At 66.7% G+C, this 26968-nt stretch carries 30 protein-coding genes; 12 read left to right on the top strand and 18 right to left on the bottom strand.

What is annotated here, in order from left to right; translation table 11 throughout:
• Positions 1-3: 3 nt before the first annotated feature.
• Positions 4-948, top strand: coding sequence for an acetyl-CoA carboxylase carboxyltransferase subunit alpha (locus H2052_RS00935; RefSeq protein WP_293776820.1), 945 nt, complete (start codon positions 4-6; stop codon positions 946-948).
• 12 nt (positions 949-960) lie between these two features.
• Here H2052_RS00935 and phaR read toward each other — a convergent pair whose 3' ends face one another.
• Entirely contained in the window at positions 961-1506 is a 546-nt protein-coding gene (phaR, locus tag H2052_RS00930) for a polyhydroxyalkanoate synthesis repressor PhaR (protein WP_293776817.1), read from the bottom strand.
• Here phaR and H2052_RS00925 point away from each other — a divergent pair.
• From H2052_RS00925 to H2052_RS00915, 3 genes are read left to right on the top strand one after another with little or no spacing between them, the layout of a single operon-like run.
• Positions 1505-2593, top strand: a complete 1089-nt coding sequence (locus H2052_RS00925; protein ID WP_293776815.1) for an alpha/beta hydrolase — start codon at positions 1505-1507, stop codon at positions 2591-2593. The two genes, phaR and H2052_RS00925, sit on opposite strands and share 2 nt — an antisense overlap.
• A gap of 39 nt (positions 2594-2632) precedes the next feature.
• Positions 2633-3802: an acetyl-CoA C-acetyltransferase gene (locus H2052_RS00920; protein ID WP_293776813.1), complete on the top strand. Its 1170-nt coding sequence runs from the start codon at positions 2633-2635 to the stop codon at positions 3800-3802.
• Complete coding sequence (locus tag H2052_RS00915; protein WP_293776811.1) at positions 3747-4565, top strand: class I SAM-dependent methyltransferase; 819 nt, start codon at positions 3747-3749, stop codon at positions 4563-4565. The genes H2052_RS00920 and H2052_RS00915 overlap by 56 nt, the downstream gene beginning before the upstream one ends.
• 343 nt (positions 4566-4908) lie before the next feature.
• On the opposite strand, the gene H2052_RS00905 is transcribed toward H2052_RS00915, so the two are convergent.
• Positions 4909-6132, bottom strand: coding sequence for an MFS transporter (locus H2052_RS00905; RefSeq protein ID WP_293776807.1), 1224 nt, complete (start codon positions 6130-6132; stop codon positions 4909-4911).
• A 41-nt stretch (positions 6133-6173) separates the two neighbouring features.
• Entirely contained in the window at positions 6174-8486 is a 2313-nt protein-coding gene (locus tag H2052_RS00900; protein ID WP_293776805.1) for a TonB-dependent receptor, read from the bottom strand.
• A 120-nt stretch (positions 8487-8606) separates the two neighbouring features.
• Here H2052_RS00900 and H2052_RS00895 point away from each other — a divergent pair, with 120 nt between their 5' ends.
• The gene (locus H2052_RS00895; protein WP_293776803.1) at positions 8607-9221 is read left to right on the top strand and encodes a TetR/AcrR family transcriptional regulator; all 615 of its coding nucleotides are present in this window, start codon (positions 8607-8609) and stop codon (positions 9219-9221) included.
• Here H2052_RS00895 and H2052_RS00890 read toward each other — a convergent pair.
• Together H2052_RS00890 and H2052_RS00885 are read right to left on the bottom strand one after the other, a co-directional pair.
• A complete protein-coding gene (locus H2052_RS00890; RefSeq protein ID WP_293776801.1) occupies positions 9218-10534 on the bottom strand; it encodes a hypothetical protein in 1317 nt (438 codons plus the stop codon). The genes H2052_RS00895 and H2052_RS00890 overlap by 4 nt on opposite strands.
• A 173-nt stretch (positions 10535-10707) precedes the next feature.
• Entirely contained in the window at positions 10708-10989 is a 282-nt protein-coding gene (locus H2052_RS00885) for a YciI family protein (protein WP_293776798.1), read from the bottom strand.
• Positions 10990-11158: 169 nt separating this feature from the next.
• Between H2052_RS00885 and H2052_RS00880 the strand changes: the two genes are divergently transcribed.
• Complete coding sequence (locus H2052_RS00880) at positions 11159-11302, top strand: hypothetical protein (RefSeq protein WP_293776795.1); 144 nt, start codon at positions 11159-11161, stop codon at positions 11300-11302.
• Positions 11303-11386: 84 nt separating this feature from the next.
• Entirely contained in the window at positions 11387-11683 is a 297-nt protein-coding gene (rpmB, locus tag H2052_RS00875; protein ID WP_293776792.1) for a 50S ribosomal protein L28, read from the top strand.
• Between the two features lie 57 nt (positions 11684-11740).
• Here rpmB and H2052_RS00870 read toward each other — a convergent pair whose 3' ends face one another.
• Complete coding sequence (locus H2052_RS00870) at positions 11741-12715, bottom strand: esterase-like activity of phytase family protein (RefSeq protein ID WP_293776790.1); 975 nt, start codon at positions 12713-12715, stop codon at positions 11741-11743.
• A 91-nt stretch (positions 12716-12806) separates the two neighbouring features.
• Positions 12807-13175 (bottom strand): PRC-barrel domain-containing protein, encoded by a 369-nt coding sequence (locus H2052_RS00865; protein ID WP_293776788.1) that lies wholly within the window; start codon positions 13173-13175, stop codon positions 12807-12809.
• A 166-nt stretch (positions 13176-13341) separates the two neighbouring features.
• Between H2052_RS00865 and H2052_RS00860 the strand changes: the two genes are divergently transcribed.
• Entirely contained in the window at positions 13342-13815 is a 474-nt protein-coding gene (locus H2052_RS00860) for a cytochrome c (RefSeq protein ID WP_293776785.1), read from the top strand.
• Here H2052_RS00860 and H2052_RS00855 read toward each other — a convergent pair.
• From H2052_RS00855 to H2052_RS00840, 4 genes are all read right to left on the bottom strand, one after another.
• On the bottom strand, positions 13785-14027 hold the full coding sequence (locus H2052_RS00855; protein ID WP_293776782.1) for a hypothetical protein: 243 nt from the start codon (positions 14025-14027) through the stop codon (positions 13785-13787). The two genes, H2052_RS00860 and H2052_RS00855, sit on opposite strands and share 31 nt — an antisense overlap.
• A gap of 110 nt (positions 14028-14137) precedes the next feature.
• Complete coding sequence (locus H2052_RS00850) at positions 14138-14761, bottom strand: acyl-homoserine-lactone synthase (protein ID WP_293776779.1); 624 nt, start codon at positions 14759-14761, stop codon at positions 14138-14140.
• 155 nt (positions 14762-14916) lie between these two features.
• Complete coding sequence (locus H2052_RS00845) at positions 14917-15660, bottom strand: LuxR family transcriptional regulator (protein WP_293776777.1); 744 nt, start codon at positions 15658-15660, stop codon at positions 14917-14919.
• Between the two features lie 104 nt (positions 15661-15764).
• A complete protein-coding gene (locus H2052_RS00840; protein ID WP_293777217.1) occupies positions 15765-16196 on the bottom strand; it encodes a nucleoside deaminase in 432 nt (143 codons plus the stop codon).
• A gap of 122 nt (positions 16197-16318) precedes the next feature.
• Between H2052_RS00840 and H2052_RS00835 the strand changes: the two genes are divergently transcribed.
• On the top strand, positions 16319-17914 hold the full coding sequence (locus H2052_RS00835) for a GMC family oxidoreductase (RefSeq protein WP_293776775.1): 1596 nt from the start codon (positions 16319-16321) through the stop codon (positions 17912-17914).
• Between the two features lie 52 nt (positions 17915-17966).
• Here the strand turns inward: H2052_RS00835 and H2052_RS00830 are convergent, their stop codons facing one another.
• Positions 17967-18224 (bottom strand): hypothetical protein, encoded by a 258-nt coding sequence (locus tag H2052_RS00830; protein WP_293776773.1) that lies wholly within the window; start codon positions 18222-18224, stop codon positions 17967-17969.
• Positions 18225-18393: 169 nt separating this feature from the next.
• On the opposite strand from H2052_RS00830, the gene hisC reads away from it, so the two are divergent.
• Positions 18394-19494: a histidinol-phosphate transaminase gene (gene hisC / locus H2052_RS00825; RefSeq protein ID WP_293776771.1), complete on the top strand. Its 1101-nt coding sequence runs from the start codon at positions 18394-18396 to the stop codon at positions 19492-19494.
• A complete protein-coding gene (locus H2052_RS00820) occupies positions 19494-20402 on the top strand; it encodes a prephenate/arogenate dehydrogenase family protein (RefSeq protein WP_293776769.1) in 909 nt (302 codons plus the stop codon). The genes hisC and H2052_RS00820 overlap by 1 nt, the downstream gene beginning before the upstream one ends.
• On the opposite strand, the gene H2052_RS00815 is transcribed toward H2052_RS00820, so the two are convergent.
• Genes H2052_RS00815 through H2052_RS00790 form a run of 6 tightly spaced genes read right to left on the bottom strand, consistent with a single transcriptional unit; the run spans position 20347 to position 25163 of the window.
• The gene (locus H2052_RS00815; RefSeq protein ID WP_293776766.1) at positions 20347-21300 is read right to left on the bottom strand and encodes a DUF2125 domain-containing protein; all 954 of its coding nucleotides are present in this window, start codon (positions 21298-21300) and stop codon (positions 20347-20349) included. The genes H2052_RS00820 and H2052_RS00815 overlap by 56 nt on opposite strands.
• The gene (locus tag H2052_RS00810) at positions 21300-21983 is read right to left on the bottom strand and encodes a lysophospholipid acyltransferase family protein (RefSeq protein ID WP_293776764.1); all 684 of its coding nucleotides are present in this window, start codon (positions 21981-21983) and stop codon (positions 21300-21302) included. Before H2052_RS00810 ends, H2052_RS00815 begins: the two co-directional genes overlap by 1 nt.
• Positions 21983-22528, bottom strand: coding sequence for a YdcF family protein (locus H2052_RS00805; RefSeq protein ID WP_293776761.1), 546 nt, complete (start codon positions 22526-22528; stop codon positions 21983-21985). The genes H2052_RS00810 and H2052_RS00805 overlap by 1 nt, the downstream gene beginning before the upstream one ends.
• Entirely contained in the window at positions 22525-23418 is an 894-nt protein-coding gene (locus H2052_RS00800) for an FtsX-like permease family protein (protein ID WP_293776759.1), read from the bottom strand. Before H2052_RS00800 ends, H2052_RS00805 begins: the two co-directional genes overlap by 4 nt.
• On the bottom strand, positions 23415-24134 hold the full coding sequence (gene ftsE, locus H2052_RS00795; RefSeq protein WP_293776756.1) for a cell division ATP-binding protein FtsE: 720 nt from the start codon (positions 24132-24134) through the stop codon (positions 23415-23417). Before ftsE ends, H2052_RS00800 begins: the two co-directional genes overlap by 4 nt.
• 18 nt (positions 24135-24152) lie before the next feature.
• Positions 24153-25163, bottom strand: coding sequence for a cysteine synthase A (locus H2052_RS00790; RefSeq protein ID WP_293777214.1), 1011 nt, complete (start codon positions 25161-25163; stop codon positions 24153-24155).
• Between the two features lie 244 nt (positions 25164-25407).
• Between H2052_RS00790 and H2052_RS00785 the strand changes: the two genes are divergently transcribed.
• Positions 25408-26964, top strand: a complete 1557-nt coding sequence (locus H2052_RS00785) for a peptide ABC transporter substrate-binding protein (RefSeq protein WP_293776753.1) — start codon at positions 25408-25410, stop codon at positions 26962-26964.
• Positions 26965-26968 lie beyond the last annotated feature (4 nt).

Below are 26968 nucleotides of genomic sequence, written 5' to 3'. Positions count from 1 at the left end.
GCGATGATTACGTATCTCGAATTCGAGAAGCCCGTCGCCGAGCTGGAGACGCGCATCAAGGAACTGAAGGCGTCGGCCGGCGAAGGCGCGGTCAACATCGACGCCGAGGTGAAGAAGCTGGAAGCCAAGGTCGAGGCGCAGCTGAAGGCGATCTACGCCAAGCTGACGCCGTGGCAGAAGACGCAGGTGGCGCGCCACCCCGCGCGGCCGCACCTGAAAGACATCACCGCCGCGCTCATCACGGACTTCACGCCGCTTTCGGGCGACCGCAAGTTCGGCGAGGACTGCGCGATCATCGGCGGACCGGGATGCTTCCGGGGCCGACCCGTGATGGTGATGGGGCACGAGAAAGGCTCCGACACGGCAAGCCGCCTCAAGCACAATTTCGGCATGGCGAAGCCCGAGGGCTACCGCAAGGCAGTGCGCCTGATGGAGATGGCGGACCGCTTCGGACTGCCGGTCATCAGCTTCGTCGACACGTCGGGCGCGTTCCCCGGCATCCATGCCGAGGAACGCGGACAGGCCGAAGCCATCGCGCGATCGACGGAGGCCTGCCTGAAGCTGGGCACACCGATGGTCGCGGCGATCGTCGGCGAGGGCGGATCGGGCGGCGCCGTAGCACTCGCCACCGCGAACCGGATCATCATGCTCGAACACTCCGTCTACGCGGTGATCTCGCCCGAAGGCTGCGCCTCCATCCTGTGGCGCACATCGGATAAGGCAGCGGACGCGGCAGCGGCGATGAAGCAGACCGCGCAGGATCTGAAAGGGCTGGGCCTGATCGACGTGATCGTGCCTGAACCCGTGGGCGGCGCGCACAGGAGCCCGCAAGCGGCGATCAAGATGCTGGGCGATGCCGTGGAGACACAGCTCGCGACGATGGACGGCATGGGCGCCGACGCCGTGCGCGATGACCGGCGGGCGAAGTTCCTGGCGATGGGGCGCTGACGCCCCTTCCCGTTACTTCTTCCCGAGCTTGTCCAGCTTGGCCTGAAGCTCGGCCATTTCGCGCTTGAGCTCGGCGAGTTCGGATGCCTCGTCGGCGGGCGGCGCGCCTTCGGCCGGGGTCTTGCCCGATATCATGCTGGCGGCGGCCTCGAACATCGCCATGTTCTGCTTGGCGATCGTCTCGAACGGATTGAACGCGCCCGCCATCGACTTGCGGAACTGTTCCTGATTGCGACGCAGCGCGGCCATCGAGGCTTCGAGATAGGGCGGCACCATCGATTGCATCGAATCGCCGTACATCGCGATCAGCTGGCGGAGGAACGGCGTCGGCAACATGGTCTGGCCGCGGTTTTCCTCTTCCATGATGATCTGGGTGAGCACCGAGCGGGTGATGTCCTCCCCCGACTTCGCATCGACGACCTTGAAGTCGACGCCCGCGCGCGTCATCTCACCGAGGTGATCGAGCGTGATGTAGCTCGACGAGCCGGTGTTATAGAGACGGCGGTTGGCGTATTTCTTGATGATGATCGGGTCGGATTTGGTTTCTTCGTCGGACATGAACGACCTCGATGCTGCGGTTGCGAAAGCCATAGCACGCGGCGATGCTGCGCAGCAACACGCAGCATCGGGCGCCCCGCGCGGCCCGCATCCGCTGCCTTTGTTCCTGGATCATGCCCGGCAGGCGATCGGCGCGGACCGCGCGCGGATGGAACGGTTTCTCGGTGCGCTTGCCGCCTATCAACAATCCGGCTGGCAGCGCGATCTGCCCGAAATGCCGGTGATCGCATCATGCGGCAGCGCAGTGCTGCGCGACTATGGCGGCAGCGGGCGGCCTGCCGTGTTCGTGCCCTCGCTGGTCAACACCGCCGACGTGCTCGACCTGACGGCGGAGCGATCGCTGCTGCGGTATCTCGCGGGGCGCGGCGTGCGGCCGCTGCTCGTCGACTGGCAGGCGCCCGGGGCGGCGGAGGCCGCGCTTTCCGTGGGCGGGTACGTGACCGAGCGGCTGCGGCCGCTGCTGGATAGCGTGGGCGAGCCGCTCGAACTTGTCGGCTACTGCCTCGGCGGGACGATGGCCCTCGCGGCCGCGTCGCACCCGCTGGTGCGGCGCGTGGCGACGATCGCCGCGCCGTGGGACTTCGCGGGCTATCCGGCGGCGCGGCGTCAGGAACTCACCGCGTACTGGCAGGGCGTGGCGCCTTCCCTACCCGCGCTCGGCGGAATGCCGATGGACCTTGTCCAGCCCGCCTTCTGGTCGCTCGATCCGGCGGGCGCGATTGCGAAGTATGAGCGCTTCGGTGGCCTTGATCCGGCCTCGGAGGCCGCGCGGCTGTTCGTCGCGGTCGAGGACTGGGCGAACACCGGAGCCCCCCTGACGATTCCGGCGGCGCGCGAATGCTTCGAGGATTTCTTCGGCGCCAACGTCCCCATCGAAGGCGGCTGGCGCGTGGGCGGCGAAATGATCGGCCCGCCGGTGAAACCCACGCTCAACATCGTCTCACGGAGCGACCGGCTGGTACCCGCGATCGCGGTCGAGCCCTTCGGTGAAACACGGCTGATCGATGCCGGGCATGTCGGCATGATGGTGGGATCAAGCGCACGCGCGCAGCTCTGGCAGCCGCTCGCCGATTGGCTCACGGGCTGAAGCGCACTACATAGGCCGGGAAATCGGAAAGGATTCCCCATGGACGCAGTCATCGTCGCCGCAAAACGTACGCCGGTCGGCAGTTTTCTCGGCAGCTTCGCGAACACCCCCGCGCACGAACTCGGGCGCATCGCCATTTCCGCCGCGCTTGCAGAGGCGGGCGTGGAGCCGGACGCGGTCTCCGAAGTGATCCTCGGGCAGGTGCTGACCGCGGCGCAGGGGCAGAACCCGGCGCGGCAGGCGGCGATGGCCGCTGGTATCGCGAAGGAAACGCCGGCGTGGAGCGTCAATCAAGTGTGCGGCTCGGGGCTCCGCGCCGTCGCGCTCGCCACACAGGCGATCCAGAACGGCGACGCCAGCATCATGATCGCGGGCGGGCAGGAATCGATGAGCCTCGCGCCGCACGCGCAGCACCTGCGCGCCGGGCAGAAGATGGGCGCGATCGAATTCGTCGACACGATGATCAAGGACGGGCTGTGGGATGCCTTCAACGGCTATCACATGGGCATCACCGCCGAGAATCTCGCCGAGAAATATCAGGTGAACCGCGAAGCGCAGGATGCCTTCGCGGTTTCATCCCAGAACAAGGCCGAGGCCGCGCGCGCTGCGGGCCGCTTCAAGGACGAGATCGTCCCCGTGACGATCAAGGGCCGCAAGGGCGACACCGTTGTGGATCAGGACGAATATATCCGCGCGGGTGCCACCATTGAGGGCCTGCAGGGCCTGAAGCCCGCGTTCAAGAAGGACGGCACGGTGACGGCGGCAAACGCCAGCGGCCTCAACGACGGCGCCGCGGCACTGGTGCTGATGTCGGCGGACGAAGCGGCGAAGCGCGGCGCGAAGGTGCTGGCGCGTGTCGCATCGTGGGCGAGCGCGGGTGTCGACCCTTCCATCATGGGCATCGGCCCGGTGCCGGCCTCGCGCAGGGCGCTGGAGAAAGCGGGCTGGAGCGTCGGCGACCTCGACCTCATCGAAGCGAACGAAGCCTTCGCGGCGCAGGCGCTGTGCGTGGGGCAGGAACTCGGCTTCGATCCTGCAAAGCTCAACGTCAACGGCGGCGCCATCGCCATCGGCCACCCGATCGGCGCCTCGGGCGCGCGCATCCTGACGACACTGCTCCACGAGATGCAGCGCCGCGACGCGAAGAAGGGCCTTGCCACGCTCTGCATCGGCGGCGGCATGGGCATCGCACTGTGCGTGGAGCGGTAGCACCGGCACCGTGATGCGGCCGGGCCTGGACACGCTCAGGGCCTATTATGCGGACGCCGACGGGCGCCGGACGGCACGGCTGCTCGCGCAGATCGTCGCCCCTGCCGTCCGCACCGATGCCTCGGCGCGGCTGCTTGCGATGGGCTACCCCGCGCCTTTGCTGCAAGGCCTAGACCCTGCGCGCGTGGAGCGGCTGTGCATGGTGATGCCTGCCGATCAGGGCGCGCGGGCATGGCCGCGCCGGGGGCCTTGCTGCGCGGTGAGCGCGCGCGAGACCGATCTGCCCTTCACGGAGGCGCTGTTCGATCAGGCGCTGCTGGTGCACGCGCTCGAATTCGCCGATCCACCGAAGCTGCTGCGCGAACTCTGGCGTGTGCTGGCGCCTGCGGGGGAGTTAATCCTGATCGTGCCGAACCGCGCGGGCGTATGGACGCATTTCGAATCGACCCCCTTCGGACAGGGTCAGCCCTATGGCCGAAACGGCCTCAGCGCGCTGTTGCGCGAGGCGATGTTCGAGCCCGTCGCGTGGAAGACCGCGCTGGTGGCGCCGCCGGTGCGCGGCCTTAAATGGCTGGACCGGCCGCTGACGCGCCTGCTTCCCGCGCTCGGCGGCATCCACTTCGTGCTTGCAAGGAAAACGGACGGGCTTGCGGTCAGCCCCGTGGGCCGCGTGCAGCGCGCGTCACGCGCAGGAGCCGCCGCTCGGCAGCCAGCTCCGGATTTGCCGCGCGAACCCCATCGACGAGCGCCGCCCCCGCCATGAGCACGGCGAGCAGACACGCCGCAAACAGCGCCCAGCCGAAGCCGCCCGGATAGGCCTTCAGATACGCTTCACCGCGCAACGCGGCGCCAAGAGCGAGCGCGTAGATGATCACCCCGGCCTCGAAGCCGTTGGTGATTTTGAACAGGCGTCCGATCCGATGCAAAATGCGCATGGCGTATTGATAGCATCGCAACGACCGCCGCCAAGGTAGAAATTTACCTTTCGTTAACTTTTAGCCACCCTCACCCTCCCACCGCTTCGCGGCGGGCCCCTCCCTCTCCCATCAAGGGAGAGGGGATACAGACCAACCTCTCCCTCGATGGGAGAGGATACGAAGCCTTGGTTAGGTGAAACGATGCCAGTCGCGCTCGATGCGGCGAGAGGCGAGCCAGAGGAATACCGCCGCGAGGAGGTAGAAGCCGAGGCCGGTGAGGATGGCGTAGCGCAGCGATTCGTCGCCAAAGCGGCTGCCGTAGAGGTCTGACACAGCCCCGAAGAAGAGCGTGCCCGCCCCGATGCCGAGGAGGTTGTTGACGAAGAGGAAGCAGGCGGATGCCGTGGCGCGCATCGTGGGCGGGACGAGGCCCTGCACGGCGTTGATGACGGGGCCGAGCCACATCAATGCGAGCGCCTGCGGCACGAGGAACAGCACGAACGCCGCCATCAACGACGATTGCAGGATGCCCGCGGTGTAGAAGGGCACCGCGACCACGAAGGCCGCTGCGGGCACCAGCACGTAGGCGCGCTTGCTGGCGCGACCGAGGCGGTCGCCGAGCCAGCCGCCCGCCCAAACGCCCGCGATGCCGCCGAAGAACAGGATCGCGCCCATATAGAGGCCGATCTCGGCAAGGCCGAGCCCGAGGCTGCGCCCGAAATAGGACGGCAGCCAGAACATGAGGCCGTAGCCGCACATCGAGCTGCACGATGCGCCGAAGGAAATGAACCAGAAGGTGGGCTTGCCGACCACGGTGGCGAGCACGCGCCGGACCGGCGGGCGCTCTCCGGCGGGGGGATCGAAGCGGCCGCGCTCGGGCTCCGGCACGCCGAGCTTGAAGATGGGGACGATGAGGAGGCCGGCGAGGCCCACGGCCATGAACGCGAAGCGCCAGTCGACCGTGCTCGCCACCCAGCCCCCGAGCATGACGCCGAGCGCCGAACCCACGGGGATGCCGAACGAAAACACGGCGAGCGCGCGGGCGCGCTGATCGGGCGGGAAGTAATCGGCGATGAGCGAATAGGACGGCGCGACGCCGCCCGCCTCCCCCACCCCGACGCCAAGCCGCGCGAGGAACAGCTGCCAGAAGTTTCCGGCAAGTCCGCAGGCGGCGGTGAACAGGCTCCAGAGGCCGAGCGAGACGGCGATGATGTTGCTGCGGCTCATGCGGTCGGCGGCGATGGCGATGGGAATGCCGAGGCCCGAGTAGAACAGCGCGAAGGCAAGCCCGCCCATGAGGCCGAGCTCAGTGTCCGAAAGGCCGAGGTCCGCCTTGATCGGCCCGGCGAGGATGCCGATGATCTGCCGATCGATGAAGTTGAACGTGTAGACCAGCAGAAGAAGCCCCAGCACGCGGGTATGCGTGCCGGGGCCAAGGCTGGTGGAGGAACCGTTCAGAACTTGTACCCGGCCGTGACGAACACCTGGCGCGGGTTGCCATAGTAGGCCGTGAGCACGCCGTCCGCGCCGAGCGTCGGGATGAGCGCGCCCGCGCCCGTGCGGTTGTAGGCACCCGTGTCGGCGTTCTGGCTGAGGAACACGTAACCCGACGTGATGTATTCCTTGTTGAGGATGTTCTTGCCGTGGAGGCCGAGGCTGAAGCGATCGCTATCCGACGACCAGACAAGGCTGACGTCCCAGAGCGCGTAGCCCTTCTGGTCGAGGCCCTCGGCCGGCAGCTCGAACTGATAGGTCTTGCTGCGATACGAGAGCGTGGTGCTCGCATTCAGCGTGCCCGAAGCGACCGGCACCGAATAAGCGAGCGTTCCGGCGGCCGTCCATTCCGGCGTGTTCTGGAAGTTGCGGCGATCGGCGACGTCGATACCGCGGCTGTCGATGAACTGCTTGTAGTCGGCATTGATGTAGCCGAGCGCCCAGTTGAAGCTGAGTTGATCGTCCGCAGCGCCGAAGCTTTCCGCAAGCACGGCGTTGCCTTCGAACTCGACGCCCTGGATGCGCGCCTTGCCGGCGTTCGTCGTCACGCCGATGAAGGTCTGCTGGCCGCCGATGACGGTGCCGACCGAACCCGGGATCTGCACGTCCTTGTAGTCAGCATGGAACGCCGCGAGGCTGAAGCGGAGGCGGCGATCGAACAGCGAAGCCTTCCAGCCAATTTCGTAGCTGTCGACGGTTTCAGGTTCGAACGAGATGAAATCGAAGATTTCGTCATAGCTGCGGACGCCGTCGCCGTTCGCGTCCGGCGCCGCCGTGCTGACACCGCGCGGATCGAAGCCGCCGCCCTTGAAGCCCTTCGAATAGCTTGCGTAGAGGTTGTGGTTCTCGCTCGGCTTGAAGCTGACCGAGGCGCGCGGCGTGAACTCCTTGAAGTTCGCGGTGCCGGAGAAATTCGACGTGGTGGCGAAGAGTGTGCCGCCGCCACCGAAGAACGGCGAGCCGCCGCCGAGGAAGACCTGCCTGAGAACCGTGGAGCTGCGCTCGTCCCACGTGTAGCGGCCGCCGACCGACACGCTGAACTGATCGCTGAGATCGTAGGTGAAATCACCGAAGATCGCGAACGTCTCGGTATCGACATCGCCGAAGGTGAGCGCGGTGACGCCGCCCGGCAGGCGCACGTCGAACGCCGTCTTCGCGTTCGCATCGAGGAAATAGCCGCCGATGAGGCCGCTGAAACCGCCGTTCTGGTAGAGGAACTGGATTTCCTGCGAGAGCTGCTTGTTGTTGTACGTCGCGGGCACGTCCACATCGACGGCAGGCAGCGCGTCGAAATCGATCGGGGTGCCGCTGTCGTCCTTGCGGTAGGAGGTGATGCTGCGCAGCGTCACGAAATCGGACGGGTTTGCTTCCACGAACAGCGTGGTGCCCCACGCCTTCACTTCCTGCTTGGGATCATCAAGCGCGCCACGGCTGTCGAACACGTCGTCGAGCACCGGCGTACCGCTGGCGATGCCCGCGATCAGGCGGTGGCCGCCGCGCGGGTTGCTCTTGTCCTTGGTGTAGTCGCCCGACAGGCGCACGAACACGGCATCGCCGTGAATCTCGGCGGTGGCGCGGCCGGCCCAGACGTCCTTGTTGTAGTTGTCGTCACCCGTGGTGAGATTCTTGCCGAAACCGCCACGGCTGAGACGCGCGAGCGAGCCGCCGAGACGGAGCGTGCCGTCGCCCACCGGCATACTGCCGGTGACGACGAGGTCCGCCTGCTCATCGGTGCCGAGCGTCCCCCGCAGACGCAGCATGGGATCGGCATCGAGCTTCTTCGTGACGTACTTTACCGCGCCGCCGATGGTGTTGCGGCCGTAGAGCGTGCCCTGCGGACCGCGCAGCACCTCGATGCGCTCCACATCATAGATGTCGAGCACGGCGGCCTGCGGGCGGTTAAGGTACACATCGTCGAGATAGAGACCGACGCCCGCCTCGAAGCCGGCCACCGGATCCTGCTGGCCGACGCCGCGGATGAAGGCGGTGAGCGTGGTGTTGGTCCCGCGCGAGACTTCGAGCGTCACGTTCGGCGCGCTTTCGCCGATCTCGGTGATGTCGAGCGCACCCTGCTGCTCGAGCTGGGCGCCGCTGACCGCAGTGACGGCGATCGGCACGTCCTGCAGGCTCTCCTCGCGGCGGCGCGCGGTGACGACGATCGCGTCCTCCAGCACCTCGTTGACGGCCGTGTCCTGTGCGAACGCCGGAAGCGGCGCGAACGCGGCGAGCGCGGTGGTTGCGACAAGAACGGAATGAATCGAAATGCGGCGCATTCTTCCTCCCCAATGCTGTAAGGCCGAGCCCGATGGCTCTTGTGTTGAATCGCCAATACTGAAAGTTGAACCACCTTTCAAATTGAATTATGGATCGGCGAACGAAGAAGGGGGAGGTCGATGCAGACCGATGCAGATTCGCAACAGGTGGACCGCGAGCCGCGGACGGCGCGAGGCCGGAAAACGCAGCGCGCGCTACTGGATGCGGCCGCCATCGAATTCGGCGAAAAGGGCTTTCACGAAGGATCTATCAGCGGGATCACGCGGCGCGCGGGCGTCGCGCTCGGCAGCTTTTACACTTACTTCGAATCGAAGGATGAAATCTTCCGGGCGCTCGTGCGCGACATGTCCGCCCGCGTCGGCGCGCGCGCAGGCGAAGCGATCGCGCGCACCACGGACACGCTTTCAGGCGAGCGGGCGGCGCTGACGGCGTTCCTGGAGTTCGCGCGCGAGCACAAGGAGGTCTACCGAATCATCGACGAGGCCGAGTTCGCGGACCCTGAAAGTTACCGGCAGCACTATCAGGGCACGGCGCAGCGCATCCTGGACAGGCTGAAAGTGGGCGCCGCGCGCGGCGAGATTCGCGAGGACGTGAGCGAGGCCCACGCCTGGGCGATCATGGGCGTCAACGTCTTCCTCGGCCTGCGCTACTGCGTGCTCGATGCTTCGTCCGACCCGGAAACCGTCGCGACGCTCGCCAACGAAATGATCGCCGAGGGGATTCGGCGGCGCTAATCCTCGATCGCAGGGAGCGGCGTGGCTTCGACGGTAGGTGCGTGAGGCTCCGCGAGGGCCTCGCGGCCTTCGATCGCGGGGCCTTCCTGCGGCAGTGCCGCGGCGGCGCCCCGCGTTTTTCCGACTGAGGGATTGGCGATGCCCGCGCGAACGGCTGCCGAGATCGTGGGCAGCGTCGCTGAAGGCGGGCGGTAGCCCGGCGTCGTGGCATCGGGCACCGGCGGCGGCACCACCGTGCTGCCATCCGAAAGCGTCTCGGTAAGCGCGGGGAGCGCGACGGGCTCGTCGATGATATCGCCGGTGTCCGGCAGGACAGTGAGTTCGGGTTCGGAGAAACCCGGCGCGGGGCCTTGCAGGACCGGGCGCAGTTCGCTGGTTGCGGACCGCGCGGCATCGGGAAGGTGCAGGAACGCGGCGATCCGGTCCCACCCGAAGGTATCGACCGCATAAGCCAGCGCTGCCGCGATCAGCAGGCCGAGTGCGCCCGTAGCCGCAATGAAGCCGCGCGCGCCGAAGCGGCGGCGCGGTTCTTCCGCCATCCACGGTTTCATCGGCTGGGGCGCTTCGGGTTCCGGTGCAGCGACGACGATGGGCTCGGGTTGCAACTGGCGCTGCGGCACGCGTTGGGGTGCATCGAGCATGTAATCCGGCTCCGCCGCGGGAAGCGGCGGCCGCGCGGCAAGCGCAGCGAGCACGTGGCGCTGCTCGACGACGACCCCGCCCTCGAACATCGCCTCCAGAAGCGCAGCGCCGGCGATCTGCTTCAGAACGCGCGGATTGCCCGAGACCGCCTCGACGATCGCTTCCTGCGCGGCGACCGTGAACAGATCCGGCCGGCCCGCAGCGGCAGACGCATCAACGAGGAAGTCCGCGATCTCGCTGCCTGCCATCGGCGCCAGCCTTACGAGCCGCCCCGGCTTGCCGATCCGCGAAGAGTCGAGCGCGGCAAGCACGGGGGTGACACGGTGCTGGGCGGCCTTGGCAAGCACGGCATCCAGCACGCGCGGCGCGGCGGCATCGGCCTCGTCGACGAAGATCGCATCGAGATTGGTGAAATCGGCCTGCGCGACGAGCGCGGGACCGGCAAAGCTCGCCGCCGACACGCCGCGCGCGGCAAGCTCTCGCGCTGCCGCAGCAAGCAGCTGCGATTTGCCCATGCCCGCAGCGCCCGTGAGCGTTACAGCCTCGCACGCCAGCACGGCGTCCACGATCTCCGAGAGTGCCGTCTCGAAGGCATGATGCAGATAGAGTTGCCCATGCGGTTCCTGCCGGAACAGCACATGCTTCAAACCGAAATGCCGAAGAACGTCCATGAAGATCCGTCGCGTCGGAGTGCCGATGAAAGAGAAACGCCTACAGACCCGATAAGGCGCATGTGCCGTAGTGCGCGGTGAGCGTCAACGTCATGACGTCACGAAACGCGCCGATTCATCGCATGGGCGACAGGGTTCGACCGCCCATCGCACCCGCACCGGGATGCAAACCGCTACTTTGGAAGAACCTGCCGCCATGCCGTCACCGCGACCGATGCGAACAACCCGGCCAGCGCATAAGGATCATCCGCCGCAAACTGGATTGCGGCCTTGCGATCGTCGAAGTCGATGATGAGCAGCGAGCCGATCGGCCGCCCTTCTTCATCGAGCAGCGGCCCGGCGACGAGCAGACGATCGCCGACGCGCTCCAGATGTTCGAGGTGCGCGGGCCGCGTTGCGGTGCGCAGGTCCCCGCTGGCGGGCTTGTCTATGCAGTGGATCGCGAAAAAAGGCATGATTCCCGTCTAGAACGGAAAGATCAGCGATGAAAGAGCGGTTTGCGCGTCGCCGCCGCAGCGAGACTTTTGGGGTACAGTCCGCTGTGCCGGGGCATCAGCGAGGTGTGCGGGGGACACGCTGCCGCAAGCGATCGGGCACCGCCCCAGCGAAAGCCAGGCGCCCCACATGAAGACGGTGCGCGGCAAACCCGCCATGCTCGTTGACACGACGGTCTCCGAGGCCGCAGAGGAAACGCCGGAATTCGCAGGGCTGATCGCGGTGACGGGATTCCTGTTCGCGTTCGTGCTTTCGAAGCTCGGCAGCGGATGAGCGTGGTTGACGGGAACGCCTCCCTCCCCTATAGGCGCCCACTTTCAAGCCACGGCTGAAACTCAAGATTCGAGGACGAAAACGATGTCGCGCGTTTGCGAACTGACCGGTAAGGGCCGCCAAGTGGGTCACAATGTGTCCCACGCCAACAACAAGACCAAGCGGGTGTTCCTGCCGAACCTTCAGAACGTGTCGCTGATTTCCGATACGCTCGGGCGCACCGTTCGCCTGAAGGTTTCGACGCACGGCCTGCGCTCCGTGGAGCACAACGGCGGGCTCGACAACTGGCTGGTGAAGACCCGCGACGAGAAGCTGAGCCTGAAGGCGCGCCGCCTGAAGCGCGACATCAAGAAGAAGCTGAACGCCGCCGCAGCTGCCTGAGCGGGTTCATTTTCGAAGATTTCGAAGGGCCGGTGGAGATGATCCGCCGGCCCTTTTCTATTCGGGGAGCAGCTCGAATTTCAGCAGCAACGTGCGCTGCGCGGCGTTGAAGTTGTCGTCGCTGACGAGATAGATGAACACGCGCCCGTCCTCGCGGCGGATGTCGAGGCCTTCCATGTTGTCGATGCTCGCAGGCGGTCGCAGGCGCACGATTTCTCGGCCCGAGACGGTGGCGCCCTCCCTGATGTCGGCAAGCGGCACCTCGACAAGCGCCATCGCGACGCCGGTGAGCGGCGAGAAGGCGCGGTTCAGAATGATGAGGCGTTCGTCATCAAGCAGCGCCGCATCCGTGGGTGAAAAGTCCGCGGGCGGGCGGTAGCGGAACGCGAGGTTCGCGCGCGTTCCGTCGGGCCGTTTCACGGCACCGATCGCGATGCCGGGCCGATCGCCGCCGCCTGCGGCTTCCTCCGCGATGACGAGCGGCACACCGCCCGGCAGCATCGCCAGCGTTTCGGCGCCGCCGTTCAGCGGCCAGTCCTTCATTTCGGGAAGACGATACACCTGCCGGGCGCGCCATTCCGGCTGTCCGAGCGGAACCACCCACAGGCTGTTCGTCCGCTCGAAGCCGATGAGCGCGTCCGAGCCGCCGGGACTGAGCACGAGCGATTCGGCGTCGCGTGTCGCCTTGTCGCCGGCGGCTCCATCCTGATCGCGCAGCGCGCCGCCTTGAACATTTTCAATGCCCACAAGCTTGCCGTTCCGCTCGACACGGTCAAAGCTGAGAAAGACGCCCGCATCGCCCACGGCGTAGCAGCGATCCGGGCAGCGAAGCGCCGAAAGGCCGCCGAACCACGACACCTCCGACCTCAGGACGATACCGCCCGCGTAGCGGAGACGCCCCTCCCCCATCCGTGCAGCGTCACGCGCATCGAACGGAACGGCCGCACTTTCCACGGCAACCGGCTCAACGGCGGGCGGGGCGGCGTTGCCGCAGGCGGCGACGGCAAGCGCCAGCAAGAAGGGAATACGCATGGAAACGCGCAATAGGCCGCGCGGCGCGCGAACGCAAACGGCGGCCCGCGGACCCAAGGGGCCGCGAGCCGCCGTCAGCGTTGGTACGCGCTTACCAGTAGGGGTTCACACCGTAATGCGAATAGACGCGGGTCTGATAGGCGCGGTCGAGCGCGGTATCCGTGTCCGCGTCGTCGAACGTCGGACCACTTTTCAGCTGATCCTCGGTCACATCGAGCCGGTAGCCATCGACATCCGTGTCATACTTCAATGTCGACCACGGAAGACTGTGGTATTTCTCGCCGAGGCCGAGAAAACCACCGACGGAAACAACCGCGTCGGTCACACGGCCGCCGCGCTTTTCGATCATCAGCGACTTCACGGAACCGATACGCTCGCCGTCGCGGCCATAAACGGCAGTGCCGTCCACCTTCTCCGACGAGATGAGGTCGTGGGTTTCGCTGGTATTGGCTGTCTGCATATTGCTCCTCCTTCTTTTGATCTGTCCAACCAACGAGACGGCATCGCGCGGGTTCCCCCGGAATGCGACGAGTGGCCCCCGGCCCGGCGCGCAGCGAGCGCCCTGCATCAATCGCCCCGTTGACGCGGCGCGCGCAGACGGCATTGTGCGCGCCGAGGAGACAGGTATGCGCATCGGAGTTCCCGGGGTTACAGCAAGGCTGGCAATGATCGCGCTCGCGGGGGGGCTTGTCCTTGCCGGGTGCGAAAAGAAGAAGGACGCGGAAAAGCCCGCCGAAAGCGAGACCGCCGCGTCGCAGCCGGCGCAGACGCCTGCGGCAGCGCCGGCTGCGCGGCTGCCCGAAGGCAATCCGCCACCGCCATCGGAACTGTCGCGCGACGTTCCCGCCATCACGCGCGGCAAGGCGCTCGCCGAGGCGAACTGCACGCGCTGCCACGCCACAGCGCCGGGACAGAAGAGCGCGCACGCCTCCGCGCCATCGTTCGCGACGCTGTTCACGAGCTATCCGCCCGACTACATCGCCGAGGCGTTTGCCGAAGGCGTGTTCGTCGGCCATGGCGACATGCCGGCGTTCGAGTTCTCGCCGGAGCAGATCAACGACCTCGTCGCCTATCTCAAGACGCTCGGCCCTCCCGGCTGATCGCAGACCGCCGGCAGGCGGCGCGCGTCTTCGACGCCGTCGGCAAGACGTTTCCGCACCACATCGAGTAGCGCCTTGCCTGCCATGCGCGCATCCTCGTCCTGTCCCGGATCAAACAATCCCCCGACATTGATCGCATCGAGCAGCGCCTTCGCCTCGCTGACCCGGCCGGCCAGCGCGAACGCCGCGCATGACCGGCAATTACAACACATTCGATTTGCCGATTGGCTTCTTGCAAGAACGCGCGGCATCGCGCCGCGAATCCGCGACTCTGGTGTCCAGCATGTTTCGAACTCGTCACCCCTCTCGGGGTGACGCCTCCTCAGGCAACCGCTGAAAGCGCCTCTTCGGCGGGAAGCAGCGATTCCTTCACTCCCCAGTTGCGGCGGATCAGTGCCAGCGTTTCAGGCGTGACGTTGATCCGCATCGCGGCGATCGATTCCGTGCCATCCTTGCGCGGCAGACCGAGCAGCTCGATGTCCCAGCCCACCGACAGGATCGTGGGCACCCAGCTCGAATGCGTGACGAAGATCAACTGCTTGATATCCCGCATCAGCGCGAATTCGATCGCGGCGACGGTGATGTTCTTGCGGCCCGTCCACTGCGCGAGCTTGTCCTTGACGTTGGGATTGGCGCACAGGCGCGTCATTTCCCACGCGGTGTCGTCCGCCGGGACCGGGCTCTGCACCATGTCGGCGAAATGCTCCGCCATCAACGTCGGCACCGAACAGGGCAGAAGGCGGATCGAAGCGACGTGGTTGCCCTCCGCATCGACATCGATGATGTAGATGGCGTCGTCGGTGTCGTACTGGTCGATTTCCTTGTCGCCGACGACCGGAATATCCCACTTCAGCCAGTCCACGAACACGCGCTTGCGGTCCTGGTGCATCTGATCGATGAGCGCCCGATATTGCGACTTGTTCTTCGCCGTTATGAACTTGATCATAGCCCCCTCACGAAACACCGCGCCGAACAGCGCACCAGCAGTATTTCCTTCTTAACTCAAAAATATGCATGGTTACTATCCCGGTAACTACCGGGGACGGCAAACCTGTTTCACCTTTGAGGCAATTTTGAGTCATGGGCCCCTGAGTGCGGCGCTCAGCTCAGGATATCCGCGAAACTGAGCTGGCCATTCCATAGGACACGGGCGAGCAGCTGCTGGCGGGTCGCGACGCCGTAGCGGCGCTTGGCGATCTCGATATACTCGTTGCAGGTTTTGGGGCTGATGCCGAGCAGACGGCCCATCGTCGCGTCGCTCTTGCCGCGCGCATACAGCACGATGCAATCGAGCTGCCGCGGTGTCAGCGCTGCCGCCGGGGGCAACAGGATCGGCTCGTGTGCGCTGATGCGGCGGGCGGCTTCGAACGCGAACCAGCCCACAGACTGCGCTGCGGCCGCGCTGCGGTGGTCGTTCCCGTGTTCGCGGCGTGTCGCGAAGGAACAAAGGCCGACGGTCGTGCCGCCCTTGGGCATGGGAACGGTAAAGCCGTCGAGCAGACCTTCGTCCCGCGCGAGGCGCATCACGTCGCGCTGGCGCTCGCTCAGCACCACCATGTCGGGAATATGCGTCCACGGAAAGCCGGCGACCGCGATCTCACAGGCCGCGAACACGGGGTCATCCACCCAGTACGCGCGGTCGCGAACCACTTCGACCCACGCACCCGGATAGGTGGTGAGCTGCACGGTTTCGGCGGGCACGCTGTTCTGCCGCGGCGAATGCAGCAATGCGAAGCAATCGAAGCCGAGTTCTTCGGTGATGGCTTGTGTAAGATCGGTCAGGGTCAGCAGGTCGTCGGCCTTCTTGGCCTTGTCCACGAACGCCTGCACTTTTTTAAACAACATTTACGCGTCCCCTTGCGGTGACGACCCCTTGCACTCCCGCAACCCATGATTCGGATAAAAATCTATCCGGCATCGGCACTTAGACGCAAATGCTGAGGCGAGTGTTAACGCCGTGCCGCAAAAAATTCGCGCAGCAGCGCCGCTGAGGGCGAGGCGGAAATGTCGGGGTAAACCTCCGGCCGGTGATGGCAGGAGGGCGCCGAGAAGATGCGCGGGCCATGCTCGACGCCGCCGCTCTTGGGATCGGACGCGCCATAATAGAGCCGCCGGATGCGCGCCGCGCTGATCGCCGCCGCGCACATCGGGCACGGCTCCAGCGTGACATAGAGGTCACATCCGGCGAGCCTTTCGGAGCCGAGACGTGCCGCCGCGGCGCGGATCACCAGCATCTCGGCGTGCGCGGTGGGATCGGAAAGCTCACGCGTCCGGTTGCCGTCTGCCGCGAGCACGGTTCCGTCCGCATCGACGATCACCGCGCCCACCGGCACCTCGCCGCGCGCCGCCGCCGCCCGCGCCGCGCCAAGCGCCACGCTCATCGGGCCTTCCTGCCCCGGATTCGCTTCGTACTTGATGCCCATGCCGATGCTGCATAGAGCATCGCAACGCAGCGGTCATCGGGCCGTTCAGCGCCTCTCAGGGAGGCGTGTCAGGGGGGAATATGCTCTCGTCGTTTCAGGACGTGACAGGCGGCAGTGAGATTTCGGCGGATGTCTGCGTGGTCGGCGCGGGTGCCGCAGGGCAGACGGTGGCGAAGGCGCTCGCCGACAAGGGCCGCAATGTTCTGCTGCTCGAATCGGGTGGGCTTGATTTCGACGAGACCGTGCAGCAGCTCAATCGCGCCGCGAACACCGGTGTTCCTTATTACGACCTTTACCGCGCGCGGCTGCGTTTCTTCGGCGGCACCACGGCGATCTGGGGCGGCCGCACCTGCCGGCTCGACTCGATCGACTTCGAAAAGCGCCCCTGGGTGGAGCATTCCGGCTGGCCGTTCGGCCCCGAAGCACTCGCGCCGTTCTACGACTTGGCGGAAGCGCGGCTCGGCCTCATCAGCGACTACCGAAGCGCGCACGTGCTCGACCGGATGCACGGCATCCCCGAGCTGAACCGCGACGAGATCGACGCCTCCTACTGGCAGTTCGATCATCACATCGACCGCTTCACCGCCGCCTATCGCGACGACGTGCTGAAACATCCGCGCATCACCGTGATGACCGGCGCGACGGTGACGGAAGTGGTGCTGCACGGCGACGGCAACACCGTCGAGCGGCTCGACGTCGCCAATCTTTCCGGCAAGCGCGGAAGCGTGAAGGCGAAGCAGTACGTGATCGCGTGCGGCGGCATCGAGAACGCGCGCCTGCTGCTCGCCTCGCGCTCGGTGCGCCCGGCGGGTGTCGGCAACGATACCGACTGGGTCGGCCGCAGCTTCATGGAGCATGTGCACTGCCGCGGCGGCGAGATCGTTGCGGACAAGCCCATCTCCGCCCTCGCCTTCGGCAAGTCGTTCCGTTTCCACGGCAGTCGCTTCGCCGCGGCGCTGCGCCCGGGCGTACCCGTGCAGCGCAGCGAAGGCGTGCTCAATGCCAGCTTCACGATCAACGTGCGCAAGCCGCCGGGGCGCCCGATGGGCGCGTTCATGCAGGGCTTCAACTTCATGCGCCACTCGATGGCGGTGCCGAACAAGTTCTGGCGCAAGAGCTGGTACGCCCTGAAGCACACCGGCACGCGCTTCCAGGAGTGGATCGACCCGTATCGCCCGTGGATGCTGACGAAAACCAGCGACCGGCGCATCTATGCGGTCGTGCGCAGCGAGCAGGCGCCGAACCGCGACAGCCGTGTGATGCTGAATTTGGACGAAACGGACGCGCTCGGCATGCCGCGCGCTGAACTGCACTGGGCGCTGAGCGAGATCGACAAGCGTAGCGTGAAATCAACGATGCTGGCGCTCGACCGGGAATTCCGGCGGCTCGGCGTCGGTCGGGTGGAGCCGATGGCATGGCTCGACGATCCGGCGAACCCGTGGGAATTCGATCCGCTGATCTCCAAGAACCCGATCGGCGGTTATCACCACATGGGAACGACACGCATGGCGGAGCCTGCCGAAGGCGTGTGCGACGGCGATGCCCGCGTCCACGGCGTAGACAATCTCTACATGGCGGGGAGTTCGCTGTTTCCCACGGGCGGCTGGGCGAACCCGACGCTCACCATTCTCGCCCTGTCATTCAAGCTGGCGGACCACCTGTCGCGCAAAGCTTAGGCGCCCCGGCGGAGGGGGATTCCACCGGGGCGCGCGACGGTAAGTTCAACTGTTACTGGTTGGTCTTACCGTCGTCTCCGGCCGGCTCGATATCGACCGTCGGAACATCAATCGTGGTCTCCTCGGTACCTACATCAATATCGCCGGTTTCGAGCTGAACCTCGGGGATCTCGCCGCCCGAAACGCTCACCTCCGGCGTCTTGAGATCGCCGCTGGCATCGACGTTGAACAAGCCTAGCGCATAGCCGACCACGGCCAGCAGCACGATGACGGCAACGACGATGACTATAGTGCGACTGCCTTTATCCACGGCTGGTCTCCCTGTTGTTTTCACTAAGCCGCCAACGCGCGGATCGCGCGTTTGGTTTCATCAATGGTTTCACTGCTGATATGATTTTCGGCAGCGTTCTCTTGCAACCGCGCCTCGCATCGTCCAATGCGCGTCGCGTTCGAACCCGAGAGCAGGAAGCCCGAAACCGATGACTGAGGCCCCCACCGCGAAGCCCTGGATCAGCGCCATCGAGGCCTACGTGCCGGGCCGCGCCAAAGCCGCGCCGGGCGTGACGCTGGTCAAGCTTTCTTCGAACGAGAACCCTCGCGGCGCGAGCCCGAAGGCGATCGAGGCGATGCGCGCCGTCGTCGGCAAGGCGAACCGCTACCCGGACGCCAGCAGCCACGACCTGCGCGAGGCGATCGCCGCCCTGCACGGCCTCGAGGCGGACCGCATCGTCTGCGGCACCGGCTCCGACGAGATTCTGCAGTGCATCGCCCTCGCCTACGCAGGGCCGGGCGACGAGGTGCTCTACGTGCGCCACGGCTTCATGGTCTATCCGATTGCCGCCGAGCGCGCGGGCGCGACGCCGGTCGCGGCGCCGGACACCGACTATACGGCGGATGTCGATGCACTGCTCGCAGCCGTCACCGAGCGGACGAAAATCGTCTATCTCGCCAACCCCAACAATCCCACGGGTACGCTGATCGCGCAGAGCGAGGTGGAACGCCTGCACGCGGGGCTGCCGCCGCATGTGCTGCTCGTGATCGATTCCGCTTACGCCGAATATGTCGAGGAGCCGGGCTACGACGACGGCACCGCGCTGGCGCGCGTGCACCCGAACGTCGTGATGGCGCGCACCTTCTCCAAGATCTATGGGCTCGCCGCCGAACGCATCGGCTGGGCTTATGGCGCGCCGGGCGTGATCGACATGGTGAACCGTATCCGCGGGCCGTTCAACGTGACGAGCGCGGGACAGGCGGGCGCGGTCGCAGCGCTTGCCGATCAGGACTGGGTGGCGAAATGCCGCGCCGACAACGCCCGCAACCGCGCAGCGCTCGTCGAGGCCATCGAGGCGCTCGGCAACAAGGGGCTGCGCGCGGTGCCTTCTGCGGCGAACTTCGTGCTGGTGACGTTCCCGGAAACGGGCGCGCATACGGCGGAGGCGGCAAACGTGTACCTCACCGAGCGTGGCTTCCTGACACGCTGGCTGCCGAACCAGGGCCTCGGCCACGCGCTTCGCATCTCGATCGGCACCGACGAGGAAACACAGGCCGTGATCGGCGCGCTGCGCGCCTTTCTTTCCTGATGTTGCCCTTTTCGCGCGTCGCCATCATCGGGCTCGGGCTGATCGGCTCTTCGCTCGCGCGTTCCGTGCGGCTGCATATGCCGACCGTGCGGCTCGTGGGCTACGACGGCAGCGCCGCTGTTCGCGCGCGTGTCGATGAGCTTGGCCTCGTCGACGATGTCGCGGACACGCCCGGCGCCGCCGTGATCGACGCCGACCTCGTGGTGCTGTGCGTGCCGGTGGGACAGATGGGCGCCGCAATCGAGGAGATGCGCGACGACCTGCCCCAGGGCGCCATCGTCAGCGACGTCGGATCGGTGAAGGCGAGCGTCGCGGCGCTCGCCGGGCTGCTGCCCGAGGGCGTGCACTTCATTCCCGCGCATCCCGTGGCGGGCACCGAGAAATCGGGCCCGGACGCAGGCTTCGCCGAGCTTTTTCATCAGCGCTGGTGCATCCTGACGCCGCTTCCCGGCACCGACGAGACGGCGATCGAGCGCCTTGCCGAGTTCTGGCGACGGCTGGGCAGCAAGGTCGAGACGATGGATGCGCAGCACCACGATCTGGTGCTGGCGGTGACGAGCCACCTGCCCCACCTGATCGCCTATTCGATCGTCGGCACGGCTTCAGACCTTGAAGGCGTGACGCGGTCCGAGGTCATCAAATACTCGGCGGGCGGCTTCCGCGACTTCACGCGCATCGCCGCGTCCGACCCGCAGATGTGGCGCGACGTGTTCCTTGCCAACAAGGACGCGGTGCTCGAGGTGCTGCAGCGCTTTACCGAGGACCTGACCGCGCTTCAGCGCGCGATCCGCTGGGGTGACGGCGACACGCTGTTCAACCTGTTCACGCGCACGCGCGACATCCGCCGCACGATCATCGACGCAGGACAGGACACGGCGGCTCCTGACTTCGGACGGGACCACCGGTAGCGCCTTCGGGTTCGCCGACCGCGACCCCCCCCGCACTATCGCCGGTGAGCGTCATCGTTCGGGCGCGGCGGGCGCGATACTCCGCCGCCGGGGCCGCACCTTCGAGGAGCGCCTTCACGGTGAACGGGCATTCGCTCCTGATCGTGCCCGAAACCGCGATGCGACCGTCGGGGAGCGGCGCGAGCGTGGCGTCGATGTCTGCCAGCGGCTTGCCCATCGCCAGAAGCTGCGCACCTTTCACCTCGATCGTGCCGCCATTTCGCCAGCCGTCGATCGAGGCGATCGGCGTGCGGGCGGTCACGAACAGCGGTACATCGATGCCAAGGCTGACCCCTGCGCGGTCCAGCGTTCCGGCGATTCGCGCCTCGGCCTGAACCGGCAGCGTCGGGGATCGGCCCTGCGGCGCACCACCCGGAGTCTCGCGCAGGTGCAGTTCGAAGTCCGTCGCGTCGAAAGGCCCGCCCGCGAACGGCAGCCACACCTTCGCGGTTTCGAAATGCATCGAGAGGCGTTCAAGCGTGTCCCCCGGCCGCCGGACGCTTGCCAGCATCGCGGGCGCTTCGACATCAAGGCGCATGCCTGCAAGCCGCGCAAGCGCGATCTGCAAGCGCGGCGCCTCGGCCTGGATCACGACGTGGCCCGTACGCCACGGCTGGCGATTGATGACGATCTGCGATGCATGCATGGCAACCGAAAGCTGTCGCGTCTGGCGCTGAACGGCGATGTCGGCGGCGCGCGCCTCGATCCTGTACGGAAAGCCGGTGGTTTCCACGGGCCCGCCCAGCCTCGCCGCGACAACCGCGCCGAATGCCTTCGCCTCGCCCTGCCAGTAGAGCCAATAAGCGACGAGCCCCAGCAGCAGCGGCAGCACCGGCACCCAGAACGGTAGACGATGCATCACGGCACCTCGTTGATGGCAGCGTGCAGCCGCATCTCGAACGTCTTGCGGTCGAGCCCGGCCGGAATCGTCTCGCCGAAGCGCATGGTGATCGTACCGGGCTGCTTCCAGAATCCGCGGCGCGGCCAAAGCGTTCCCGAATCGAGCGCGACAGGAACGACGGGCAGCTTCATCAGCCGGTAGAGCCCCGCCACACCGGGCTTCAGGGGCGGCGCTTCGCCCACGGGCGTGCGCGTGCCTTCGGGGAAAATCACGATCTCGCGGCCTTCAGCGACGGCCTGCTCGGCAACGCGGAGCATCGTGCGCATCGCCGCCGACGACGCATCGCGATCGACCGGGATCGAGCCGTGACGGCGCGCGACCCAGCCCCAGACCGGAATCTGCATCAGTTCCGCCTTCATCACCACGGCGGGCCAGTGGAACAGGCGCGGCGTCGCCATCGTCTCGTAGGCCGCCTGATGCTTCATCGCGACGATCACCGGGCCCTTTGGCGGTTCGCCGACGATCTTCAGCCGCACGCCCGCGATCCGCGACGACGACCACAGGAAGAACGCCGACCAGCGCCGCGCGCCGACGTGCGCACGGCGACGCGAAATCAGCGCATCAAACGCCGCGGCGATAACGAGAAGCGCGCCCACGACGTAGAAGACAAGGGCAAAGGCAATCGAACGCAGGACAACCATCAGGCTTCACCCATCAGCAGCAGCAAACGCCGGAACAGGAATTTGCTGTATTCCAGCGCGAGCAGGCGCGCAGAGAGACGCGCGGGCACCGCATCGGGCACGAGCGTGACGCCCGTGCCGATCCGCGCGCGCGCTTCCGCCGTCGCGCGCTTGATGTGAAATTGCGACGTGACGAGGCGCACGGAGGTGTATTTGTGCTGCTTCACCCACGCGGCCATCTCCGCGCCGTTGCCGCGCGTGTCCGCGGCCTCCTTGCCGAGATCAATGCAGCATTCGAACACGTCCGCGGGCACGTTGAGCTCGACGGCTAGTTCGATCGGCCGCACGCTCGCATCGACGCCCGAGATGAGCAGCCGGTCTGCCTTGCCCGCGCGCAGCAGGTCGACACCGCGCGCGATGCGCCCCGGCCCACCGGTCAGAACGACGATGGCTTCGGTGCGGATGCTGTCCGGCGCGGGTTCGGGCAGGCTGAGCACGAACCAGACGAAACCCGCGATCCACGCGAGCGCAAGCAGCATGGCGGAGCGCACGAGTACCGCGGTCATAGCTGCTGCTTGAGCCTCCGCCCGACCGTGATGCGTACCGTGAGGATCGTGAGCAGCGCCACGAGCAGCGGCACGGCGGCGAGCGCCGTCCAGCCGAGTGGCGACAGGCTGACCTCGCCCGCAAGTCCTCCGCCGAACTGGCCGAGCAGGTTGCCGATGACGAGGATGACCGCAAGCCCCCCGAGCGCCCCGATCACGCCGCCGACAAGGCCCTGAATGGCATAGCGATATTCGAAAAGCGCCGCGACGGTGCGATCCTCGGCTCCCATGATGTGCAGCGTTTCGATCGTCGGGCCGTGCGTGCTGAGCGCCGCGCGGACGGAGAGTGCGACGATCGCCGCTGTGGTGGCAACGACGAGCACGCCGATCGAGACGGCGAGCCATCTGAGCACCTCGACGACGCCCGCAAGCGGACGGAACCACTGGGCGTGCGTGTCGATGCGCGCGGTGGGCGCGTGCGCGCGAACAGCCTCGGCGATCGCCGCCATGTCGCCCGTGCCGCTCTTCCAGCGCGCGTCGATCATCGCGGGCAGCGGCAGGTCCTCGCCGATGTTGCCCGAGCCGAGCCACGGTTCGACGAGCGCGCGAAGCTCCGCGTCGCCGAGCACCACGACATCGGCAAGGTCCGCGCGCGCGCGGAGCATCGCGGCGATGGCGGCGGTCTGCTCGCGCTTCACATCGGGGTTCGGCTCGACGATCTGCACGGTGAAGCTGCGCGAGAGCCCGCCGGTGAGCGCCGCCGCGCCGTTCGAAAGCGCCATGCCCCCTGCAAGCGCTAGCGTCGCGAGGAAGGTCATCATGCCGATGATCCACGGCAGCGCACCGCCCGCCCACCGGCCTTCGGGAAGGAAACGGTAGCGCTGCGCGCGCGGTTGCAGCCAGGCGATCACAGGCTGAGCTCCGCGGGCTCGGCCGCCGGCGGATTGCGCAGCACGCCCATCGGATCGAGCATTTCGCCGCGATCGAGCCGCAGCGTGATCGCCGACGGCACGCGCGACATCAGGTGCAGCGCGTGCGTCGCCACCACAACCGTCGTGCCGAGGCGGTTGAGTTCGTGAAACAGATGCAAAAGCCGTCCCGCCATTTCGGGATCGACGTTGCCGGTGGGCTCGTCGGCAAGCAGGATATCGGGCCGCGCGATCACGGCGCGGGCGATGGCGACGCGCTGCTGCTCGCCCCCCGAAAGCACGGCGGGGCGTGCATCGCGCCGCTCGGCAAGGCCGACCCACGCCATCAACTCATCAACATGCGCCTTTACCTCCGCCTCGTGCACGCCCGCGATGCGCAGCGGCAGCGCGATATTGTCGAAGGCCGTGAGATGCTCGATCAGGCGGAAGTCCTGAAGCACGACGCCGATACGGCGGCGCAGCGCGGGAAGCGCGGTGCGCGGCAGGCTGGTGATATCGCGCCCGAACATGTCGATGCGGCCGCGCGACGGGCGCTGCGCGAGATAGAGCAGGCGCAGCAGCGAGGTCTTGCCCGCCCCCGACGAGCCGACGAGAAACATGAACGCGCCGCTTTCGAGCCGGAAACCGATGTCGCGCAGCACCTCCGCGCCCGTGCCGTAGCGCAGGCCGACATTGTCGAAGCGGACGATGGTGCTCATGGGGTGCTCATCGAAAGGTCACGGCGCGCTGAGCCAGTCCGGCACCGGCAGGCCTTTTTCCGAGAGCCACGCCGGATTGTAGAGGCTGGAGAGGTAACGCAGCCCCGAATCGCAGAGCACGGTGACGATGGTGTGGCCCGGCCCCATCTCAGCAGCGAGCCGCTCGGCGCCGACGACATTGATGCCCGATGAAAGCCCGAGGCTGATCCCCTCTTCGATCAGCAGGTCGTGCATGACGCGGACGCCCTCCTCGTCGCTGACGCGGAACTGCGTGTCGACCGGCGCGCCCTCGATATTCGGCGTAACCCGCCCCTGCCCGATGCCTTCGGCAAGCGATGAACCTTCGGATTCCAGAACGCCGCGCGCAAACCAGGAATACATGGCGGCGCCGTAGGGATCGGTGAGCGCGATGCGGATGTCCGCGTTCTTTGCTTTCAGGCCCATCGCCGTGCCCGCGAGCGTGCCGCCGGTACCGACCGCGCAGGTGAAGCCGTCCACCGCGCCGCCGGTATCCGCCCAGATCTCCTCTGCGGTGGTTTCGATATGCGCCTGCCGGTTCGCGAGATTGTCGAACTGGCCCGCCCAGATCGCGCCGGGCGTTTCCTCGGCGATGCGCCGCGAGCGGTGCTGGAAATGCTCTGGATCGGCATATTTGGTGGGCGGCACGAGCACGAGCTCGGCGCCGAGCGCACGCAGCGTCGCCATCTTTTCGACCGACTGGTTCGAAGGCATGACGATGATCGTGCGATACCCCTTGGCATTCGCCACGACAGCAAGTCCGATGCCGGTGTTCCCCGCCGTGCCTTCGACGACGATGCCGCCGGGTTTCAGGCGCCCTTCGCGCTCCGCGGCCTCGATCATGTAGAGCGCCGCGCGGTCCTTCACCGAGCCGCCGGGATTGAGAAATTCGCACTTGCCGAGGATCGTGCAGCCGGTCCTTTCGGACGGGCCGCGCAGACGGACAAGCGGCGTACCGCCGATAAGCTTCAGGATATCGTGCGCGGGCGCGCGGGAGACGTGACTTGGCATGGTGAATGCAAGGCTTACCGACGCGCGCCGCCCCATGCAATCGCGCCTTCATGACAGGGTGCACGAAAGATCGGCGGCGCATTTCTGCGCCGCCGGCAAAGTCGGTTTGGGGGAACCGCAACGCGAAGGTAAAGACCCCTCCGCGCTTCGAGAATCCAAGCCTAGCGTACGGGCAGGTCAGATTCGTGACGAAAGCGGAAAACTCGTGGCTGAAATTGCCACACTGCTGGTTTAGACCAGAGGGATGATCCGCCCCGTCTTCATATCCGCCTGCATCCTGCTCGCCCTCGGCGGCTGCGACCGCGCGGCGGACGGCGATGGCGACAGCACGCTGCGCATGGCCTTCGTGAACGACGACGGCGCGAGCCTTGTTGCCGACGACGGCCTCGAAAATGCCGCGGCGCGCGCCATGCACATCGGGCTCACGACGCTGGAGCCGAGCGGGCGGGTGGTACCTTCGCTGGCGCTCAGCTGGCGGGTAAGCGACGACGGCCTCACCTACGTGTTCAAGCTGCGCGAGGCCTATTGGGCAGATGGGCGGCGGCTCACCTCCGGCGACGTCGTTGCCGTGATGCGGCGCATCGTCAGCCCCGGCTCGGGGAATCCGCTCCGCGACGAGCTGATGATGATCGAAAATGCCGCGCTGATCACCGCGAACCGACGGCCGGCGCGGATGCTCGGCGTTTCCGATCCACGGCCCGACACGGTGGTGATCACGCTCACCAAGCCCGAACCGGCATTGCTGCAGCTGCTCGCAGACCCGGCGGCGGCGATCGTTCGCGCGGGCAAGGCCCCGCCGGCTTCGGGCGCCTTCATGAAGGCCGACGATACCGGCGAGGCGGAGGGCACGCTGCACCTCGTGAAGAACAGCGCCTATTATGCGGCCGATACGGTCTCGCTTGCCGGGGCCATGCTCTCGCGGGTCGATGCAGAGCGCGCGATCCGGCGTTTCAACGCGGGCGAACTCGATGTCGTGAGCGGTGGTCGTCTTGCCGGGCTCCGCGCGGCACGGACGGCCGTCGATTCGCAGACGCTGCGGCTGGAACCGACCTGGGGACTTTATTTCTACCTGGCACGCACAAGCTCCGGCCCGCTCGCCGACGTGCGTGTGCGCCGCGCACTTGCCATGTCGTTCGATCGCGGCGCGATCCTTTCACGCCTGTTCGGCGTCGCCGGCTTGCAGCCCGCCTATTCCGCGCTGCCGCCGACGCTGCCGGACGCCTACGCCGGAAGCGCGGGCGACTGGGCCGGATGGGCGCCGGACGTGCGCGAAAGCGAGGCGGTGCGGCTGCTCGCGGAAGCCGGCTACACGTTCAACCAGCCGCTGACGCTGTCGGTCGCAATCCCCCACGGCCGCGAACATGCCGACCTGCTTGCCGCGATCAGCAATTCGTGGGGCGCGATCGGCGTGCGCGTGAAGGCCTATGCGCGCGGCACGCTCTCGCACCGGCGCGCGATCGAGAAGGGCGACTTCGATCTTGCCGCCGTCGAGCGCATCGCGCGCGCGCCGGTAGCGGACACGTTCCTTCAGCCGTTCACCTGCGCGGTGCGGCTTGGCGGCTATTGCAACCCCGCGGTTGACCAGCTACTCGCCGACGCGGCCGCCGAGGACGATCCCGGTACGCGCATCCAGCTTCAGCGGCGCGCGAACCGGCTGATTTCCGAGGATGCGCCGCTGATTGCCGTCCTGTCGCCGATCCGCTGGTCGCTGGTATCGCGGCGCGTGACGGGCTGGGAAAACAATGTCGCCGGTGCGCACCCGCTTTCGGGTCTCGCGATGACCGGAACGAAAAAGGAGTAGCACC

Origin of the sequence: Sphingosinicella sp., assembly GCF_013911755.1 — a bacterium.
In the GTDB taxonomy this organism is placed as follows: domain Bacteria; phylum Pseudomonadota; class Alphaproteobacteria; order Sphingomonadales; family Sphingomonadaceae; genus Sphingosinicella.
This window is presented reverse-complemented; position numbering and strand designations above follow the sequence as displayed.

Excerpts from the sequence above, each read along its gene's own strand:
- H2052_RS00895 (WP_293776803.1), top strand. The coding sequence starts at position 8,607 with ATGCAGACCGATGCAGATTCGCAACAGGTGGACCGCGAGCCGCGGACG.
- H2052_RS00920 (WP_293776813.1), top strand. The coding sequence starts at position 2,633 with ATGGACGCAGTCATCGTCGCCGCAAAACGTACGCCGGTCGGCAGTTTT.
- H2052_RS00810 (WP_293776764.1), bottom strand. The coding sequence starts at position 21,983 with ATGGTTGTCCTGCGTTCGATTGCCTTTGCCCTTGTCTTCTACGTCGTG.
- H2052_RS00865 (WP_293776788.1), bottom strand. The coding sequence starts at position 13,175 with ATGCAGACAGCCAATACCAGCGAAACCCACGACCTCATCTCGTCGGAG.
- H2052_RS00885 (WP_293776798.1), bottom strand. The coding sequence starts at position 10,989 with ATGCCTTTTTTCGCGATCCACTGCATAGACAAGCCCGCCAGCGGGGAC.
- H2052_RS00840 (WP_293777217.1), bottom strand. The coding sequence starts at position 16,196 with ATGAGCGTGGCGCTTGGCGCGGCGCGGGCGGCGGCGGCGCGCGGCGAG.
- hisC (WP_293776771.1), top strand. The coding sequence starts at position 18,394 with ATGACTGAGGCCCCCACCGCGAAGCCCTGGATCAGCGCCATCGAGGCC.
- H2052_RS00870 (WP_293776790.1), bottom strand. The coding sequence starts at position 12,715 with ATGCGTATTCCCTTCTTGCTGGCGCTTGCCGTCGCCGCCTGCGGCAAC.
- H2052_RS00815 (WP_293776766.1), bottom strand. The coding sequence starts at position 21,300 with ATGCATCGTCTACCGTTCTGGGTGCCGGTGCTGCCGCTGCTGCTGGGG.
- H2052_RS00845 (WP_293776777.1), bottom strand. The coding sequence starts at position 15,660 with ATGTTGTTTAAAAAAGTGCAGGCGTTCGTGGACAAGGCCAAGAAGGCC.
- H2052_RS00835 (WP_293776775.1), top strand. The coding sequence starts at position 16,319 with ATGCTCTCGTCGTTTCAGGACGTGACAGGCGGCAGTGAGATTTCGGCG.
- H2052_RS00935 (WP_293776820.1), top strand. The coding sequence starts at position 4 with ATGATTACGTATCTCGAATTCGAGAAGCCCGTCGCCGAGCTGGAGACG.
- H2052_RS00925 (WP_293776815.1), top strand. The coding sequence starts at position 1,505 with ATGAACGACCTCGATGCTGCGGTTGCGAAAGCCATAGCACGCGGCGAT.
- H2052_RS00900 (WP_293776805.1), bottom strand. The coding sequence starts at position 8,486 with ATGCGCCGCATTTCGATTCATTCCGTTCTTGTCGCAACCACCGCGCTC.
- H2052_RS00805 (WP_293776761.1), bottom strand. The coding sequence starts at position 22,528 with ATGACCGCGGTACTCGTGCGCTCCGCCATGCTGCTTGCGCTCGCGTGG.
- phaR (WP_293776817.1), bottom strand. The coding sequence starts at position 1,506 with ATGTCCGACGAAGAAACCAAATCCGACCCGATCATCATCAAGAAATAC.
- H2052_RS00855 (WP_293776782.1), bottom strand. The coding sequence starts at position 14,027 with ATGTGTTGTAATTGCCGGTCATGCGCGGCGTTCGCGCTGGCCGGCCGG.
- H2052_RS00790 (WP_293777214.1), bottom strand. The coding sequence starts at position 25,163 with ATGCCAAGTCACGTCTCCCGCGCGCCCGCGCACGATATCCTGAAGCTT.
- H2052_RS00785 (WP_293776753.1), top strand. The coding sequence starts at position 25,408 with ATGATCCGCCCCGTCTTCATATCCGCCTGCATCCTGCTCGCCCTCGGC.
- rpmB (WP_293776792.1), top strand. The coding sequence starts at position 11,387 with ATGTCGCGCGTTTGCGAACTGACCGGTAAGGGCCGCCAAGTGGGTCAC.
- ftsE (WP_293776756.1), bottom strand. The coding sequence starts at position 24,134 with ATGAGCACCATCGTCCGCTTCGACAATGTCGGCCTGCGCTACGGCACG.
- H2052_RS00860 (WP_293776785.1), top strand. The coding sequence starts at position 13,342 with ATGCGCATCGGAGTTCCCGGGGTTACAGCAAGGCTGGCAATGATCGCG.
- H2052_RS00880 (WP_293776795.1), top strand. The coding sequence starts at position 11,159 with ATGAAGACGGTGCGCGGCAAACCCGCCATGCTCGTTGACACGACGGTC.
- H2052_RS00850 (WP_293776779.1), bottom strand. The coding sequence starts at position 14,761 with ATGATCAAGTTCATAACGGCGAAGAACAAGTCGCAATATCGGGCGCTC.
- H2052_RS00820 (WP_293776769.1), top strand. The coding sequence starts at position 19,494 with ATGTTGCCCTTTTCGCGCGTCGCCATCATCGGGCTCGGGCTGATCGGC.
- H2052_RS00890 (WP_293776801.1), bottom strand. The coding sequence starts at position 10,534 with ATGGACGTTCTTCGGCATTTCGGTTTGAAGCATGTGCTGTTCCGGCAG.